At 55.5% G+C, this 16,494-nt stretch carries 16 protein-coding genes and 1 tRNA gene; 14 read left to right on the top strand and 3 right to left on the bottom strand.

Going from position 1 to position 16,494, the window contains the following annotated elements; genetic code table 11:
* The first annotated feature begins 232 nt into the window (after nt 1-232).
* From rapZ to L248_RS03050, 4 genes are read left to right on the top strand one after another with little or no spacing between them, the layout of a single operon-like run.
* Nucleotides 233-1,126, top strand: coding sequence for an RNase adapter RapZ (gene rapZ, locus L248_RS03035; protein WP_040534548.1), 894 nt, complete (start codon nt 233-235; stop codon nt 1,124-1,126).
* On the top strand, nt 1,123-2,166 hold the full coding sequence (locus L248_RS03040; protein WP_040534550.1) for a gluconeogenesis factor YvcK family protein: 1,044 nt from the start codon (nt 1,123-1,125) through the stop codon (nt 2,164-2,166). The genes rapZ and L248_RS03040 overlap by 4 nt, the downstream gene beginning before the upstream one ends.
* A 4-nt stretch (nt 2,167-2,170) precedes the next feature.
* Nucleotides 2,171-3,148 carry a DNA-binding protein WhiA gene (gene whiA / locus L248_RS03045; RefSeq protein WP_022528597.1) on the top strand — a complete coding sequence of 326 codons (978 nt, stop codon included), beginning with the start codon at nt 2,171-2,173 and terminating at the stop codon, nt 3,146-3,148.
* Nucleotides 3,149-3,152: 4 nt separating this feature from the next.
* Nucleotides 3,153-3,626, top strand: coding sequence for a MarR family winged helix-turn-helix transcriptional regulator (locus L248_RS03050; RefSeq protein WP_022528598.1), 474 nt, complete (start codon nt 3,153-3,155; stop codon nt 3,624-3,626).
* A gap of 76 nt (nt 3,627-3,702) precedes the next feature.
* Here L248_RS03050 and clpP read toward each other — a convergent pair whose 3' ends face one another.
* Both clpP and L248_RS16400 read right to left on the bottom strand, forming a co-directional pair.
* Nucleotides 3,703-4,296: an ATP-dependent Clp endopeptidase proteolytic subunit ClpP gene (clpP, locus tag L248_RS03055; RefSeq protein ID WP_022528599.1), complete on the bottom strand. Its 594-nt coding sequence runs from the start codon at nt 4,294-4,296 to the stop codon at nt 3,703-3,705.
* Nucleotides 4,297-4,449: 153 nt separating this feature from the next.
* Nucleotides 4,450-4,584 (bottom strand): hypothetical protein, encoded by a 135-nt coding sequence (locus L248_RS16400; RefSeq protein ID WP_281169972.1) that lies wholly within the window; start codon nt 4,582-4,584, stop codon nt 4,450-4,452.
* Nucleotides 4,585-4,710: 126 nt separating this feature from the next.
* On the opposite strand from L248_RS16400, the gene L248_RS03060 reads away from it, so the two are divergent.
* The 7 genes from L248_RS03060 to L248_RS03090 all read left to right on the top strand — a co-directional run bounded on the left by L248_RS03060 (nt 4,711) and on the right by L248_RS03090 (nt 12,407).
* A tRNA-Arg gene (locus tag L248_RS03060) sits at nt 4,711-4,782 on the top strand.
* A gap of 396 nt (nt 4,783-5,178) precedes the next feature.
* Nucleotides 5,179-6,216 carry a sugar-binding transcriptional regulator gene (locus L248_RS03065; RefSeq protein ID WP_022528601.1) on the top strand — a complete coding sequence of 346 codons (1,038 nt, stop codon included), beginning with the start codon at nt 5,179-5,181 and terminating at the stop codon, nt 6,214-6,216.
* 40 nt (nt 6,217-6,256) lie between these two features.
* Complete coding sequence (gene gap, locus L248_RS03070) at nt 6,257-7,282, top strand: type I glyceraldehyde-3-phosphate dehydrogenase (protein WP_040534553.1); 1,026 nt, start codon at nt 6,257-6,259, stop codon at nt 7,280-7,282.
* A 105-nt stretch (nt 7,283-7,387) separates the two neighbouring features.
* On the top strand, nt 7,388-8,599 hold the full coding sequence (locus L248_RS03075; protein WP_022528604.1) for a phosphoglycerate kinase: 1,212 nt from the start codon (nt 7,388-7,390) through the stop codon (nt 8,597-8,599).
* A 20-nt stretch (nt 8,600-8,619) separates the two neighbouring features.
* A complete protein-coding gene (gene tpiA / locus L248_RS03080) occupies nt 8,620-9,375 on the top strand; it encodes a triose-phosphate isomerase (RefSeq protein WP_022528605.1) in 756 nt (251 codons plus the stop codon).
* Between the two features lie 83 nt (nt 9,376-9,458).
* Entirely contained in the window at nt 9,459-10,751 is a 1,293-nt protein-coding gene (gene eno / locus L248_RS03085) for a phosphopyruvate hydratase (protein ID WP_022528606.1), read from the top strand.
* Nucleotides 10,752-10,853: 102 nt separating this feature from the next.
* The gene (locus L248_RS03090) at nt 10,854-12,407 is read left to right on the top strand and encodes a ClC family H(+)/Cl(-) exchange transporter (protein ID WP_040534556.1); all 1,554 of its coding nucleotides are present in this window, start codon (nt 10,854-10,856) and stop codon (nt 12,405-12,407) included.
* On the opposite strand, the gene L248_RS03095 is transcribed toward L248_RS03090, so the two are convergent.
* Nucleotides 12,408-12,860, bottom strand: coding sequence for a hypothetical protein (locus tag L248_RS03095; protein WP_040534558.1), 453 nt, complete (start codon nt 12,858-12,860; stop codon nt 12,408-12,410).
* A 319-nt stretch (nt 12,861-13,179) separates the two neighbouring features.
* Between L248_RS03095 and secG the strand changes: the two genes are divergently transcribed.
* The 3 genes from secG to smpB all read left to right on the top strand — a co-directional run bounded on the left by secG (nt 13,180) and on the right by smpB (nt 16,429).
* On the top strand, nt 13,180-13,416 hold the full coding sequence (secG, locus tag L248_RS03100; RefSeq protein WP_040534561.1) for a preprotein translocase subunit SecG: 237 nt from the start codon (nt 13,180-13,182) through the stop codon (nt 13,414-13,416).
* Nucleotides 13,417-13,530: 114 nt separating this feature from the next.
* Nucleotides 13,531-15,927, top strand: a complete 2,397-nt coding sequence (gene rnr, locus L248_RS03105) for a ribonuclease R (protein WP_022528610.1) — start codon at nt 13,531-13,533, stop codon at nt 15,925-15,927.
* A 22-nt stretch (nt 15,928-15,949) separates the two neighbouring features.
* Entirely contained in the window at nt 15,950-16,429 is a 480-nt protein-coding gene (gene smpB, locus L248_RS03110) for an SsrA-binding protein SmpB (protein WP_022528611.1), read from the top strand.
* Nucleotides 16,430-16,494 lie beyond the last annotated feature (65 nt).

The following is a 16,494-nucleotide window of genomic DNA, read 5'->3' on the forward strand; positions in this document are numbered from 1 at the left end:
ATGTGCCCGTAGTCACCCGGGCCAGTGCCAGACACTAACCTGCCTCCCAATCTGCGCAGCCCGTAGTCACCCGGGCCAGCGCCGGACACTAACCTGCCGTCCAATCGGGGCAGCCGTGGTCGTCCCGGTCCATACCAATCAAGTAACATTCCAGTTGGTCCCAATTAATTTGCACAATGAAGGACACGCCCGGCTGTGTTATAATGTTCCTGCATTGGAAAGGACGGTGCATATGGCTTCAGGAAAACCCTTAGACGTCGTCATCATCACAGGGATGAGCGGCGCCGGCAAGACCATCGCAGCCCAGGCATTTGAGGACCTGCAATATTTTGTGATCGACAACATGCCCCCCACGCTGCTCCCCAAGTTCTGGGAACTGGTCAAAGAATCCGGCTCCATTCACAAAGTCGCACTGGTCATCGATCTGCGCTCGCGGGCCTTTTACGACCAAATCGCCTCACTGCTCGCCGATCTCGACAACGCCAATAACGTCCGCACCCGCATCCTCTTCCTGGACGCTTCCAATTCGGAATTGGTCGCCCGCTACAAGGAGACCCGCCGCTCCCATCCGTTGGCGATGGAAGGGCGCCTGCTCGACGGCATCAAGCTGGAACGCAAGATGCTGGCCGAAATGAAGAACCGCGCCCAGATCGTCATCGATACGTCAGACATGTCGCCACGGCAGTTGCGGGAAGAAATTTTCTCCCACTTCAGCAAGCAGGAGGGGAACACCCCCTTCCACATTGAAATCATGTCCTTCGGCTTCAAGTTCGGTATTCCCATTGATGCCGACATCGTCATGGATGTCCGCTTCCTGCCTAACCCGTACTACATTCCGGCCTATAAGCCGCTCACGGGCTTGGACAAACCGGTCTACGACTACGTGATGAACCAGCCGGCGACCGAGGAATTTTATCAGAAATTCCTGGACCTGTTGCTGTTGACGATGCCGGGTTATCAGCGGGAAGGGAAGACCAGCATGACCATTGCCATTGGCTGTACTGGCGGCCAGCACCGCAGTGTGGCCATTGCCCAACGGCTGGCCGCTGACCTGGGCAAGAAATACGCAGTGGACGTGACCCATCGGGACATGCACCGGCGAAAGGAGACCGTCAACCGCTCATGAATGGTGATAATCGTATTATCCGTGTGATTCGCGGCCGCCGGCCCAAAGTGGTCGTCATCGGCGGCGGTACCGGTCTGCCGGTCATTCTTTCGGCCCTGCGCCGGGAGAACGCCGACATTACCGCTGTCGTGACGGTGGCCGACGACGGCGGTTCCTCCGGCGTCCTGCGCAATTACATCAACGTTGTACCGCCCGGGGATATTCGTAACGTCCTCGTGGCGCTTTCTCAGCTATCAGACGCCGAGCTGCGGATCTTTCAATACCGCTTCAACAGTTCGGATGCCTTTCTCTCCGGCCACGCCATCGGCAACCTGATCATCACGGCCTTGGCCGAAATGGACGGGGACATCTTCACCGCCGTCCAGGAACTGAGCCAGATGATGAAGGTGGATGGGCACGTCTATCCGGTGGCCAGCGTGCCGCTGACCTTGAACGCCGAATTCACCGACGGCACCACCCGTCAAGGCGAGACCGAGATCTCCGGCGCCGGCAAGCGGATCCAGCGCGTCTGGGTGACCCAGAAGGATGACCCGGACACCCCGCCGGAAGCCGCGGATCCGGTCATTCAGGCGATCATGGACGCTCAAGTCGTGGTCCTTGGTCCCGGGTCGCTGTTCACCAGTATCCTGCCCAACCTGATGATTGACAACGTGCACCACGCACTGCGGGCCACGCCGGCGAATATCACGTACATTTGTAATATTATGACCCAGAAGGGCGAGACTGAGAATTTCTCCGACGCCGACCACGTCGCTGTCTTGAACCGTCATCTGGGCGGGAACTATATCGACACCGTCTTGGTCAACGACGCCAAGGTCCCCGAGAATTATATGGACCGCCAGAAGTACGATGAATACTTATACCAGGTGCGCCATGACTTCAAGGGCTTGCGGGCCTTTGGCTGCAACGTAATTTCCGATAATTTCCTTTCTCTCCACGACCGCGGGGTCTTCCATAATGGCCCCAAGGTGGCCAAGGAACTGCTCAACCTGGCGTTCCAAGCCAAGCTGGATAAGCGGGGCAGAAAGGGCAGGGGGTGAGGCCATGGCGTCCTTCGCCAGTCAAGTGAAAAAAGAATTGACCTTATTGCCAGTCCACAAGCAGCACGCCCGGGCCGAACTGGCGGCCCTGATCCGGATGAACGGGTCGCTGCGGTTGGCGGACCACCAATTCGTGCTCTCCGTTGCCACAGAAAATCCGGCCATCGCCCGGCGCATCTATGCGCTGCTGAAGCAGGTCTACCAAGTGGACGCCGAACTCTTGGTGAGCCGCAAGATGAACCTGCGCAAGAACTATAACTATGCGGTCCGGCTTCAGGGCGGCAGCCACCAAGTGCTCACCGACCTGCATATTCTGGAAGACGATGCCTTGCACATCAGCCACCGCATCTCGCCGGATATCAGTGAGCATCCCCAGCTGCTCCGGTCGTACCTGCGCGGTGCATTTCTCGCTGGCGGTTCGGTGAACGACCCGGAGACCAGCCGGTACCATCTGGAGATTTATTCTACGTATGCGGACCACAGTCAAGATCTGCTGGCGGCTCTGCGGTCGTTCCACCTGAACGCGAAGGAGACGGCCCGCCGCAGCGGCTACATCGTGTATTTGAAGGAAGCCGAGCAGGTCGGGGACTTTCTTCAGCTGATTGGGGCGACTAACGCGATGCTCCAATTTGAAGACGTCCGCATCGTGCGCGACATGCGCAACTCCGTGAACCGATTGGTGAACTGCGAGACCGCGAACATGAACAAGACGGTGAACGCCGCGGCCCGCCAGATCGAGAATATCGAGCTGATCCAGGCGACGGTGGGCCTGAGCGCCCTGTCCTCGTCCTTGCGAGAGATCGCCGTCATTCGTCTGGACCACCCGGAAGTGTCCCTCAAGGAGTTGGGCGAACTGCTCCCCGGCGGCCCGGTCTCCAAGTCTGGTGTCAACCATCGCTTACGCAAGATCAACGCGTTCGCCGACAACTTGCGGCGCAGCGGTCAAGCTAATGACGATCACAGTAAGAGAAAGGAAGCATGACCCCATGGCCAAGCCCATTATTTTAGATGAACAACTCTGTTTCTCGATTTACCAGGCCCACAAGGTGTACAACCGCTTCTATGCCAAAGCCCTGGCCCCGTTCAAATTGACGTATTCCCAGTACATCGTGCTGCTGGCCCTGTGGCAGTATGGCACACTGTCCGTGAAGGCCCTCGGCGAACGGGTGGGGCTGGACAGCGGCACCCTGACGCCTCTGTTGAAGCGCTTGGAGAAGGACGGTTGGGTCCTGCGCCAACGGTCCAAGCAGGATGAACGCAAGCTGGATGTTCAGCTCACCGCCCATGGTAAGAAAATGCAGGATACCATCGACGAGCGGGTCGGCACCTGCATGCAGTGGATCGGCATGTCCCAGGACCAATACAACAGTATTCGCGACGCTGTCTCTGAGGTCAAAGACCATCTGGCCGAGATTCCGGACGGCAAGTTCGACAAGCTGCCGACACCCGCTGAACAATAATCAGACGCAAAAAAAGAGGCTTCGCAACTGGGCGAGAACCTCTTTTTTTGTCGCGTCATGAAGATGCTGGCGGTGATTACTTGCTGGCCGGTTTCGTGCGGTCCATGATATGGTCGATCAAACCATACTTCTGAGCCTGTTCGGCGGTCATATAGTTATCCCGCTCGGTATCCTGCTGGATCTTTTCTAACGGCTGACCAGTCGTGTCGGCCAAGATCTGGTTGATCTTCTTGCGGGTCTTCAAGATCTCTTCGGCTGCGATCTGAATATCGGTCTGCTGGCCTTGGGCACCGCCCAGGGGCTGGTGGATCAGGACGGTCGCGTTGGGCAGCGCATAACGCTTGCCCTTGGTGCCAGCGGTCAAGAGGATCGATGCCATGGAGGCCGCCATGCCGATGGCAATGGTCTGGACGTCGGCCTTAACGAAGTTCATGGTATCCATGATGGCCAGGCCGGAGGTGATGACGCCGCCCGGTGAATTGATGTATAAGTAGATGTCCTTCTCGGAATCCTGGGCATCCAGGAACAGCAGCTGAGCGATGATCGAGTTGGCCATTTGGTCGTTGACCTCGCCGGAGAGCATGATGATGCGGTCCTTCAGCAAGCGGGAATAGATATCATACGCCCGTTCGCCCCGCGAAGTCTGTTCAATAACTGTAGGGACTAACATTGGATAAGAAAACCTCCTTCAAAGAAGGCACCGGCGGCCATACAGGCGCGGTGCGCAGAGACATTGGGTAGAAATTACGAAGGCAGGGCGACCTGCACCGTAATTAGCACTCATCAAGTTACTCTGCTAATTTACCACGAAAGCCGATGGCCGTCAACGGCGGCGCTCATCTTTTTCGGGCAGGTCCGTCCAGTCGCGCCACGCCGAAACAATGGCGGCAGTGCCCAGCATCAGAAGCAAGACGCCATGGACCAGCGTGACGGTGCGCATGATAGAATGTTTGGACATCGGTAGTTCCCCCTTTCCTCATTTCTAGCTACTGGCATTATCATACCTGTTTCAGCGAGAAACGGCGCGAATTTTGTTTTTCCCCTTGTAATTGCTCCCCGTTTCAGGTATTATATTTTGAGTGATGCGCTGTTAGTGTAATGGATCGCACGAAAGATTCCGGTTCTTTAGATGAGGGTTCGATTCCCCCACAGCGCATAGGGGAATACCCGTAGATACCAATACCGTCGGCAGAGGCCGGCGGTATTTTTTTGTCCAGCCGCAACGGCGCGCACATGGGCTTGCAGTCCTGGAATTGGGCCCGGGCCAGCATTAGCCCACCGGGCCGTTTTTTGGCCAGCCGGATGAAATTGTGTGCAAATACCGAACAATAATCGATTCTTTTTCGCCCGAAAGTCGATATAAATCGTCTAAAAACCGCTTGGCTCAAGGGCTTGTACCGAAAGCTTCGAACTTGCAAACCCCCACCCTGAGTGCTATATTGATAAGTGTCAGAGGGGAGCCGCGGTGAGCGGATCGCCAAAAGAATTTGTCTCACTGGGTCACTCTGTGACACCCTTGGACAGTTCATGTCCCAGAGAGGGGTCAGATATCGTGCACGAAGAACTGGGGTGGATCGAGGCGCTCGCGCCGGATTTCCTATCTGTGCTTCGCCAACGGTATCAGGTCCTGCGCATGATCAGTTGGGCGTCCCCCATCGGCCGCCGCACACTGGCAGCTGAACTGGATGTGAGCGAGCGGGTATTGCGTACGGAGACTGATTTTCTCCGCCGCCAACGCCTGATCGATTCGACGTCTGCAGGGATGATCATTACCACCCATGGTCGGGAAGTGCTCCAAGGTTTGGAGAACTTCATGAATCAGTTGGTTGGCATTCATGATGTGGAGAATCAGCTTGCCCATGTGGTGGGTGTCGATCACGTCATGATCGTGTCGGGTAATTGCGACACGCAGCCGAAGATTCTCGATGAAATGGGTGCGCTGGTGAATCAAGCACTGAACGCTTTACTGCCGGACGGCAAGAATATTGTTGCCGTCATGGGGGGCAACACCATGGGTCATGTGGCGACCGCGCTCAACCACCGGTTGGGGGCTCACCGTGAGCTCATGTTTGTCCCCGCGCGAGGCGGTATCGGCGAACGGGTCGACATCCAGGCCAACACGATTTGTGCCGAGATGGCCCGTTCCACTGGCGGCGAGCACCGCGCCCTTTATCTTCCGGATAATGTCAGCGCAGAAGTGTATGAGCCGCTGCTGAAAGAACCGAGTGTCAAGCGGGTCCTTGATCTCATCGATCATGCCACCGCCGTTGTTCATAGCGTCGGTGATGCCTTGGTCATGGCGAAGCGCCGTGAAATGGACGCTGCCACGATTCAGCTCTTGCAAAAGGATCAAGCAGTCGGCGAAGCCTTCGGCTATTTCTTCAATGAAGCCGGCCAGGTAGTTTACAAGGTACCGCGCATTGGTCTGCAGGTCTCAGACCTGCAGAAAATCCCGTATGTCATCTGTATTGCCGGCGGCGCGTCCAAAGGCAAGGCAATCAAGGCATACATGCATAGTGCACCCGCGCATACGTGGTTAATCACGGATGAGGGTGCCGCTAAAGTGATTTTAAATGGGGCAACCCTTTAAAATATTATTTTTCACCATTTCCTAAAGGAGGAAGTTTTGTATGACTGTCAAAATTGGTATCAACGGCTTCGGTCGTATCGGTCGTTTGGCTTTCCGTCGGATCTATGAGTTGGGTGCTAAGTCTGACGAGATCCAAGTTGTCGCAATCAACGATCTGACCAGCCCGGCAATGCTGGCTCACCTGTTGAAGTATGATTCCACTCATGGGACCTTCCCTGGTGAGGTTAGTGCCACCGACGATTCCATCGTTGTTGACGGCAAGAAGTACCGTGTTTACGCTGAGCCCCAAGCACAGAACATTCCTTGGGTTAAGAACGACGGCGTTGAATACGTCCTTGAATGCACGGGCTTCTACACTTCCGTAGCTAAGTCCCAAGCACACTTGGATGCCGGCGCAAAGCGGGTTCTGATTTCTGCACCTGCTGGCAGCGACGCAAAGACCATCGTTTACAATGTTAACGATGACACTTTGAACAGCGACGACCGTATCGTTTCCGCTGGTTCCTGCACGACCAACTGCTTGGCTCCTCTGGCTTACTTCGAAAACAACGAGTTTGGTATCGAAGTTGGTACCATGACGACTATCCACGCATACACTTCCACACAGATGCTGCTTGACGGCCCTGTACGTGGCGGCAACCTGCGTGCAGCACGTTCTGCAGCCGTTAACACGATTCCTCACTCCACTGGTGCCGCTAAGGCCATTGGTTTGGTAATCCCTGAATTGAAGGGTAAGTTGAACGGCCACGCACAGCGTGTCTCTGTTGTCGATGGTTCCTTGACTGAATTGGTTGCCATTCTTAAGAAGGGCAACGTTACGGCTGACGAAGTCAACGCAGCAATCAAGAAGCACACCGAAGGCAACGAAAGCTTTGGCTACAACGATGATGAGATCGTATCGTCCGATGTTATCGGCACGACTTACGGCTCCATCTTCGACCCTACCCAAACTGAAGTTGTTACTGCCGGCGACAAGCAATTGGTTAAGACCGTTGCTTGGTACGACAACGAATATGGTTTCACTTGCCAGATGATTCGTACGCTGTTGAAGTTCGCAACGCTTTAATTTAAGCGACCGACTTTAATACTGCAGTAGCGTTGAGGCGGAGGGAGGTTCACTCCCTTCGCCTTTTCTTTTGGGAAAGTTTAACTTATTAGGAGGTTACGATTCATGGCTAAATTGACTGTTTCTGACGTCGATGTCAAAGACAAGAAAGTCTTGATGCGGGTCGACTTCAACGTGCCCATCAAGGACGGTAAGATTGGTGACGACAACCGGATCCGGGCGGCACTGCCGACGATCAAGTACATCATCGAGCACGGCGGCAAGGCAATCCTGCTTTCTCACCTGGGCCGGATCAAGAGCGACGACGACAAGGCTAAATTGAGCTTGAAGCCTGTTGCAGCACGTTTGTCTGAATTGCTGAACAAGCCGGTCGAATTCGTACCGGTCAACGAAGGCAAGGAATTGGAAGACGCCATTAACAATCTGCAAGACGGTCAAGTCTTGCTGATGGAGAATACGCGGTTCCAAGATATCGACAATGACTTCGGCAAGCGGGAATCCAAGAACGATCCCAAGCTGGGCGAATACTGGGCATCCCTCGGCGATGTCTTCATCAATGACGCCTTTGGTACCGCCCACCGGGAGCACGCTTCCAACGTCGGTATTGCCACAGCGATGAAGAAGGCCGGCAAGCCTGTTGCCGCTGGCTTCTTGATGGAAAAGGAGATCAAGTTCTTGGGCGACGCCGTCGACAATCCGGTCCACCCGTTCGTGACGATCCTTGGTGGTGCAAAGGTTTCTGACAAGATCGGTGTCATCGATAACTTGATTCCGAAGTCCGACCACATCCTCATCGGCGGCGGCATGGCTTATACTTTCTTGGCGGCTCAGGGCCACAAGATTGGCAAGTCCTTGTACGAAGCAGACAAGGAAGACTTGGCTAAGCAGCTGTTGGCGAAGGCTGGCGACAAGATCGTTCTGCCCGTTGATAACGTGGTGGCGAAGGAATTCTCTAACGACGTCCCTTACGAGACCGTGGGCGACGACATTCCGGATGACGAGATGGCGTTGGATATCGGTCCGAAGACGGTTGCTCTGTTCAAAGAGAAGCTGCAAGGTGCTAAGACGGTCGTATGGAACGGACCGATGGGTGCCTTCGAAATGAGCCACTTTGCCAAGGGTACGCTGGAAGTCGGCCAAGCACTGGGCGACTTGCAAGGCGCAACCACCATTATCGGCGGCGGCGACTCTGCAGCAGCAGCTCAACAACTGGGGATTGCGGACAAGATTACCCACATCTCCACTGGCGGCGGCGCTTCTCTGGAATATCTGGAAGGTAAGACATTACCGGGTATCGCCTCCATTTCTGACAAGTAATCACGGAAGGACGGAGCAATTTGCGTAAACCGATCATTGCAGGTAACTGGAAAATGAACATGAACCCTGATGAGACTCGGGCATTCGTGGCTGCTGTCAAGAATGAATTACCGGATCCCAGCAAGGTAGAATCTGTCATCGCGGCACCCGCCGTGGACATCACCGCTTTAGTTGACGCGGCCAAAGACTCGGTCTTGGTCCCGGCAGCGCAAAACGCGAATGACCACGAATCCGGCGCTTACACTGGTGAGACCAGCCCCAAGGTACTGGCTGACCTGGGCGTCAAGTACGTCATTGTCGGCCACTCCGAGCGGCGCGGGTATTACCACGAAACCAACGAAGACGTGAACAAGAAGGCCAAGGCCGTCTTTGCTAACGGCATGAAGCCGATCATCTGTGTTGGTGAATCCCTGGAACAGCGCGAAGCAGGCGAGACCGAAGACTGGGTATCTACCCAAGTCGAGGCTGCACTGAACGGCCTGAGTGCTGACCAAGTGCAACAGCTGGTCATTGCTTACGAACCCATCTGGGCGATTGGCACGGGTAAGACGGCGACATCTGACCAAGCTGAGGAAGTTTGCCGGCACATTCGGGAGACCATCGCGAAGCTGTACGACCAAACGACAGCGGACGCGACCCGGATCCAATACGGCGGCTCCATGAAGCCGAATAACGTTAAGGAATTGATGGCTCAGCCGGATATCGACGGCGGCCTGGTCGGCGGCGCTTCTTTACAGCCTGATTCCTTCCTGCAACTCGTTCATTACCAAGATTAATTTCTTGGGTCCGCGTTTACCCCTACCGGTAAATACGGTAAAATTGAATTGAGCTTACACTATATTAAAGGAGAGATAACTGCATGTCTGTTATTACTGATGTACTGGCCCGCGAAGTTCTGGATTCCCGCGGCAATCCCACTGTTGAAGCCGAAGTTTATACCGAACTGGGCGGCTTTGGCCGCGCCATCGTTCCTTCCGGTGCCTCTACTGGTGAACACGAAGCCGTTGAACTGCGTGACGGTGATCCCAAGCGCTTCGGCGGTAAGGGTGTTCTGAAGGCCGTTGCCAACGTGAACGACAAGATCGCCAAAGAAGTGATCGGCATGGACGTTACCGATCAACGTGCTTTGGACCAAGCCATGATCGACTTGGACGGCACCCCCAACAAGGGTAAGCTGGGCGCTAACGCTATCTTGAGTGTTTCCCTGGCTGCGGCCCGTGCCGCTGCTGACGAATTGGGCCTGCCTCTGTACTCCTACCTTGGCGGTACCAATGGTCACGTTCTGCCCACTCCGATGATGAACGTTATCAATGGTGGTGTGCACGCGGACAACAACGTTGACTTCCAGGAATTCATGATCATGCCGGTTGGTGCCAAGTCTGTGCACGAAGCCATCCGCATGGGTGCTGAAACTTTCCACACCTTGAAGAAGTTGTTGGAAGAGCGCGGCTACATGACTGCTGTCGGTGACGAAGGCGGTTTTGCACCGGATCTGAAGAACAACGAGGAACCTTTCGAAATCTTGGTTGAAGCCATTCAACGCGCTGGCTACAAGCCTGGCGAAGATATCTCCATCGCCTTCGACTGCGCTTCTTCTGAATTCTACAACACGGATACTCACCAATATGAGTTGAAGGGTGACGGCAAGAACTATACTGCCGACGAATTCACGACTCTGCTGGAAGGCTTAGTCGACAAGTACCCGATCGTTTCCATCGAGGATCCTCTGGATGAGAACGAATGGGACGACTGGAAGATGTTGACGGCGCGTTTGGGCAAGAAGGTCCAAATCGTTGGTGATGACCTGTTCGTAACGAACACTGAATACCTGAAGAAGGGTATTGAGATGGGCGTCGCTAACTCCATCCTGATCAAGCTGAACCAGATCGGGACTTTGACCGAGACCATGAACGCTATCGAAATGGCCAAAGAAGCTGGCTACACTGCCATCGTTTCTCACCGTTCCGGTGAAACCGAAGACACCACGATTGCTGACTTGGTTGTTGCGACCAACGCTGGTCAGATTAAGACAGGTTCTATGAGCCGGACTGATCGGATTGCGAAGTACAACCAGTTAATGCGGATCGAGGATCAACTCGGTGACGCTGCTGAATACAAAGGCATCAAGAGCTTCTATAACATTAAGAAGTAATTGCTGTCGCGCCTCTGGTGACGACTAGAGGACAAAAAACGTCGAGGGCAAACGTGCCCGCGACGTTTTTTTGCACATGCGACAAGAAAGGGGACGGAGCGCGTGGAAGCGCCGGAGCACACGCATAAAATTGACTGGACAAGGCTGGTATTAGTCGGTCGGGGGTTGGCCATCGGGCTCATTACTGGGCTCGTGGTCAGCGCTTTTCGCTGGATCATTGGCAAAATACTAGGCGGAACGATTTGGGTCTATCAGCAGATTCAAACCGGGCACCCCTGGTGGCTGCTGCTCGTGATTGCCGGCAGTATCCTCATTCCCGTCCTGGCTGGGCTGCTGGTCAAGCACCAGCCCCAGATCAGCGGGTCTGGCATTCCCCAAGTGGAAGCCCAGCTGGATGATGAACTGTCCTTGCGTTGGTGGTCGATTTTGTGGCAGAAATTCGTTGGCGGTATTTTAAGCATCGGCCCAGGCCTGTTTCTCGGTCGGGAAGGCCCGTCCATTCAACTCGGGGCCGCCGTTGGCCAAGGTTTCGCGGAAACGACCGGGCAAACTGGCACGCCGCGCCGGATTGCCATTGCTTGCGGGGCGGCCGGCGGGTTATCCGCCGCATTCAACGCACCCATTGCCGGTACCTTATTCGTCTTGGAGGAAATCTATCATAACTTCTCGTTGCTGGTCTGGCTGGCATCATTGGCGAGTGCTGTCGGGGCCAACTTCATTGCCAGTGTCGTTTTTGGCCTGACACCGGTACTGCACCTGCAGTATGCCGATAGCCTGCCCTTGAACCAATACGGGCACTTGTTGGGGTTAGGATTGCTGCTGGGCGTGCTGGGGTTTGCCTACCAAAAAACCTTGTTAGCAATGCCCCGCTGGTATAAGCGGCTGATCCCGCTGCCCCGGTGGCTGGACGGCGTTGTGGCCTTTCTCGTGACCATTCTGGTCGGACTCTGGCAGCCGTTGTGGCTGGGCGGCGGGAACGCGATTATTTTGCATTTTGGCCAAGCGGCCCCGGTCTTGGGCACGATGGTCATTCTGTTCATCGTCCGCTTTGCTCTGTCGATGGTGGCCTATGGGTCGGGCTTGCCCGGCGGTATCTTCTTGCCCATTCTGAGCTTGGGGGCCGTCCTGGGCGGTATCTATGCCCTGGTGATGATCGACATTGGCTGGCTGCCCCGGCAATACTTCATCAACTTCGTCATCTTCGCGATGGCCGGTTACTTTGCCGGCATTGGGAAGGCACCGTTCACGGCCATCTTGCTGATTACTGAAATGGTGGGGTCGCTGATTCACCTCATGCCGCTCGCCGTGGTGTCGCTGGTGGCTTACTTAGTCGTCGACGTGCTGGGCGGCGCGCCGATCTATACCAGCTTGCGCGATCGGTTGAACTTAGAACCGGCCGCCCAAGGGGTAACCGGTCGCCGAGCCCATATCGAGATCCCTGTTGCCGAGGGCTCTCGGCTGGAGGATACCGCAGTCCGCGACTTCCACTGGCCCAAGGGGGCATTGCTGGTGGCCATTCGGCGAGGTGAACAGGAACTGGTCCCCAGCGGTGATACCTTGATCCATGCTGGCGACACGCTGCTCATTGCCGTCGATGCTAACTTCCGGGCGAAGGTCAAGAAGGAACTGATTACCTTGCTGAAGCAGCCGATGTGATCAACTGACCTTCCGCAAGGGGACATCGGCTTCTATGTAACGTGTCTGAACAACGCTGTCCCAGTGCATAATCAAGTCGGCGTAGTGAGAAAGCTGAATGTAACACCCCACAGCATCGGCAAATGGGATAAACAGGAGCAGCATTACCAGCCGCGGTTCAACAAAGAAGCCCAGCAGATGCATCAGCAGCATCGCCGACACCAGCCGAATCAGGCGGCGGAGAATACCGAAGCCGTTGCGGCCGACATAGTCGCGCCACAACGGATGGGCAATCGCCGGGCCGCTGAGTTCGAACCGGTCGCCGGGGAAACGCAGAGTTTCTTTCAGCTGGGTAATGTGTTGTTGAATCAGCGCCGTCGTCTCCAACCGTACCCGCACGGCCAACGCTGCAAAAATCAAAGTCAGCGCGGTGAGTGCGGTAATCAGTCCGTAAACCACATTGGTCAGGGTCATATTCTCATCTCCATCTCTCATCATTGCCACCATGATACCCTACTTTGTCAGAAAAGGGGACTAAAAGACGCCGGTTTAAACGGAATTTGAATCTGAAACCGATTTTAGTGTCAGATATTAGTTATCAATGGTCTATACCGCAAATGGGCGTGGTACTGTCTGGCGCCGGCCCGGGTGACTCCAGGCTCCGCGAACCACCTCTGCGCCACGAGGCGGCAGCGCGAAGCGCAACGCCGATACGCTGCTAGACGTCAACCCTCCGCCTGTGGTACGATGTATAGGTAAATTTAGCAAACCGTGGTGAAAGCAGGTTCTATCCGTGTATAATCTCGTTATGACGTTACTCATTATTGACTCTATCGCCATCGTCATCGCCGTGATAATGCAGCCCACGAAGCAGCAAGATGCGCTGAACGCGTTGTCTGGCGGCGGCGGTGAGCTGTTTGGCCAACAAAAGAAGCGGGGCTTCGAAGCATTCATGGAGAAAGTGACCGCAGTATTGGGTTTCTTCTTCTTCGTCTTTGCACTGATTCTGGTGTATTTAGGGTCCAAGTAACACAAGTGAGCATGTGACTCTTTTTGCCTAGTTCCCCTTAGAGAACTAGGCATTTTTTCGGTAAAGTGAATTCTGGCGGGACGCCGCCAAGCAAGAAGGACGGTAATTACTTATATGAACGAACACGATGAATTGATTGCGAATGTGTACGACATCTTCGGCAGCAATCCCGAGACCCAATACACGGTGGAAACATTGGCGCGTATCCTCCATTTAGGCGGCGCGGCAGCGTTTAAAAACATCGTCAAGGTCGTGACGGAGCTGGAGAATGACAAGCGCATCGTCCCCCAAGGCAATGATCGGTATCAGCTGACCCCCATCGATGAGGTGGTCACGGGTACGTTCCACGCACACGAGAAAGGGTTTGGCTTCGTTTCTTACGATGACGAACAGCCCGATATCTTTATCCCCAAGGGCAAGACGGACACGGCCATTGATGGCGATACTGTGGTGGTCACGTTGGTCGGTCCCGGCAACCCATGGAAGAAGAAGGGTCCGGAAGGGTACATTTCCGGCGTGGTGGAGCGTAAGATCACCCGCCTGGTCGGCGAGTTCACCCAGTATTCTGATGCAGAGGCGCAGAAGACCGGTCAAGTCGGCTACGCCCAGAGCCACGAGAAGAAATTGGCGCAGTACGTCATTTTCCTTTCTAACGAAGGCATTCATCCCCAGATGGGCGACATGGTCTTAGTCGAAATTACCAAGTATCCAACGGCCAAGACGCCGACCCAGATGGAAGGGGTCGTCCTGAAGACCATCGGGAATAAGAACGAGCCCGGGGTCGATATTCTCTCCATCGTGTATGATCACGACTTGCACGACGAGTTCCCCCAGGAGGTGCTGGATCAGGCCAACGCCATTCCGGATACCGTTCAGCCGGAGGATAAGATTGGCCGGCGGGATATTACCGACCAGCCGATGGTCACCATCGACGGCGATGATTCAAAGGACTTCGATGACGCCGTAGCGGTCTGGAAGATGGACAATGGCCACTATCACCTGGGCGTCTCCATCGCTGACGTGTCCCACTATGTGACGGAAGGGTCACCGCTGGATAAGGAAGCGTACTCCCGCGGGACCAGTGTTTACCTGGCCGACCGGGTCATTCCCATGCTGCCGTTCCGGCTGTCCAATGGAATCTGTTCGTTGAATCCCGGCGTTGAACGGTTGACACTGACCTGTGATATGGAAATCGACGACCAAGGCCACGTGCTCAAGCACGACATCTACCCCAGCGTAATGAAGTCGGCGGCCCGGATGACCTATAACAACGTGAATAAGATCATCGAGGACCAGGATCCTGAGCTGCGTCAGCAGTACGCGGAACTGGACGACATGTTCGACACGATGGGCGAATTGCACACCATCCTCTTTGCCATGCGTCACCGTCGGGGGGCCATCGACTTCGAAGATACCGAAGCAAAGATCATCGTCGACGAGAACTCCAAGCCGGTCGACATCGTGCTGCGCGAACGGGGGACAGCCGAGCGGATGATCGAGAGCTTCATGCTGGCAGCTAATGAGACTGTCGCTGAAGACTACTATAAGAAACACGTGCCGTTCCTCTACCGGGTTCACGAAACGCCGGACGAGGACCGAATCCAGTCCTTCTATGAGTTTGTTGGCGCCTTTGGTCTGCATCCCCAGGGCGGTACTGAGAACGTGAAGCCCAAGGCCCTGCAAGACTTGCTGGCACAGGTGGAAGGCACTCCCGAAGAAGCGGTCGTCAATACCATGATGCTGCGCAGCTTGAAGCAGGCCCATTATTCACCGGAGCTGCTGGGGCACTTTGGCTTGGCCGCACAATATTACACCCACTTCACGTCACCGATTCGCCGGTACCCGGACCTCTGCGTCCACCGCATGATCCACGAATATGGCGCGAACGGGACGACCCAGAAGGAAAAGGACAAGTGGCATGAACTGCTGCCGGACATCGCCGAACAGTGCTCGACCCAGGAACGTAAGGGTGTGGACACCGAACGGGACGTGGACGACTTGCTGAAGACAGAATACATGGCTGATCAAGTCGATCAAGAATTCGACGCCGTCATCGCTTCTGTGACCAGTTTCGGTATGTTTATCGCCTTGCCCAACACCGTCGAGGGGCTGGTCCACATTTCTACCATTGGTGACGATTACTATTCCTTCGACGAGAAGCAGTTGGCCCTGATTGGCCGGTCCACCCACAAGATGTACCGCATTGGCCAGTCCGTGCGGGTGAAGCTGATTACAGCGAACGTCACGCTGCGCCAGCTCACCTTTGAATTGGTGCTCAGCCCCGAGGAACAGAAACGGGCCGACCAGCGTTCTGCCCGGATGGCCCAGCACGGCAACAGCGGTAACTACAGCGGCCCGCGCAAGACCACTGGCGGCAAGCCCCGGTTCCACAGCAACAACAACCGCGGTGGCCGCAACGGCAATAACAGCACGAACAACAGCGGCAGTGACGACGGCTTCAACCGCCCCCGCATCGTCCGCAGCAACAATCATGGTCGCAACCACAAGTAATTAGGAAGAAAGGTGAGTCGGCATGGCCAAACGTAAAGAACACAAAACGCCGGCCAACCAGTTAGCGCAAAACAAAAAGGCCGGCCACAACTACGAGATTCTGGAGACTTACGAAGCCGGTATCGCCCTCACCGGGACGGAGATCAAGTCCGTGCGGGAGGGCAAGATGAACCTGCGGGACGGGTATGCCCGGGTGCGTAATGGGGAAGTATGGTTAGAAAACGTCCATATCTCACCCTACAAACAGGGCAACCAGTTCAACGTCGACCCGCTGCGCAATCGCAAGCTCTTGCTGAAGAAGCGGGAAATTGCCAAGCTGGCGGGGGTGGTCCAAGAAAAGGGGATCGCCATCGTGCCGTTAAAAGCCTATCTCAAACACGGTTACGCCAAAATCCTCATCGGCGTCGGCCGAGGCAAGCACGAGTACGACAAACGTGAGACGCTCAAGCGGAAGGAACAGGCCCGCGACATGCAGCGCGCGTTGAGCGAGCGGTATGATTGAGTTCGCGGGGCCCGGCGATTTGGGCCCTCCGCCAGGGGGCGTGGAACGTGGTGGGCACGGCTTGA

The organism is Schleiferilactobacillus shenzhenensis LY-73 (assembly GCF_000469325.1).
GTDB lineage: Bacteria > Bacillota > Bacilli > Lactobacillales > Lactobacillaceae > Schleiferilactobacillus > Schleiferilactobacillus shenzhenensis.

Bases quoted from the DNA above. Each gene is read 5' to 3' on its own strand.
- L248_RS03095 (WP_040534558.1), bottom strand. From the start codon at position 12,860: ATGACCCTGACCAATGTGGTTTACGGACTGATTACCGCACTCACCGCG.
- eno (WP_022528606.1), top strand. From the start codon at position 9,459: ATGTCTGTTATTACTGATGTACTGGCCCGCGAAGTTCTGGATTCCCGC.
- gap (WP_040534553.1), top strand. From the start codon at position 6,257: ATGACTGTCAAAATTGGTATCAACGGCTTCGGTCGTATCGGTCGTTTG.
- L248_RS03040 (WP_040534550.1), top strand. From the start codon at position 1,123: ATGAATGGTGATAATCGTATTATCCGTGTGATTCGCGGCCGCCGGCCC.
- clpP (WP_022528599.1), bottom strand. From the start codon at position 4,296: ATGTTAGTCCCTACAGTTATTGAACAGACTTCGCGGGGCGAACGGGCG.
- L248_RS16400 (WP_281169972.1), bottom strand. From the start codon at position 4,584: ATGTCCAAACATTCTATCATGCGCACCGTCACGCTGGTCCATGGCGTC.
- whiA (WP_022528597.1), top strand. From the start codon at position 2,171: ATGGCGTCCTTCGCCAGTCAAGTGAAAAAAGAATTGACCTTATTGCCA.
- smpB (WP_022528611.1), top strand. From the start codon at position 15,950: ATGGCCAAACGTAAAGAACACAAAACGCCGGCCAACCAGTTAGCGCAA.
- L248_RS03050 (WP_022528598.1), top strand. From the start codon at position 3,153: ATGGCCAAGCCCATTATTTTAGATGAACAACTCTGTTTCTCGATTTAC.
- rnr (WP_022528610.1), top strand. From the start codon at position 13,531: ATGAACGAACACGATGAATTGATTGCGAATGTGTACGACATCTTCGGC.
- L248_RS03075 (WP_022528604.1), top strand. From the start codon at position 7,388: ATGGCTAAATTGACTGTTTCTGACGTCGATGTCAAAGACAAGAAAGTC.
- rapZ (WP_040534548.1), top strand. From the start codon at position 233: ATGGCTTCAGGAAAACCCTTAGACGTCGTCATCATCACAGGGATGAGC.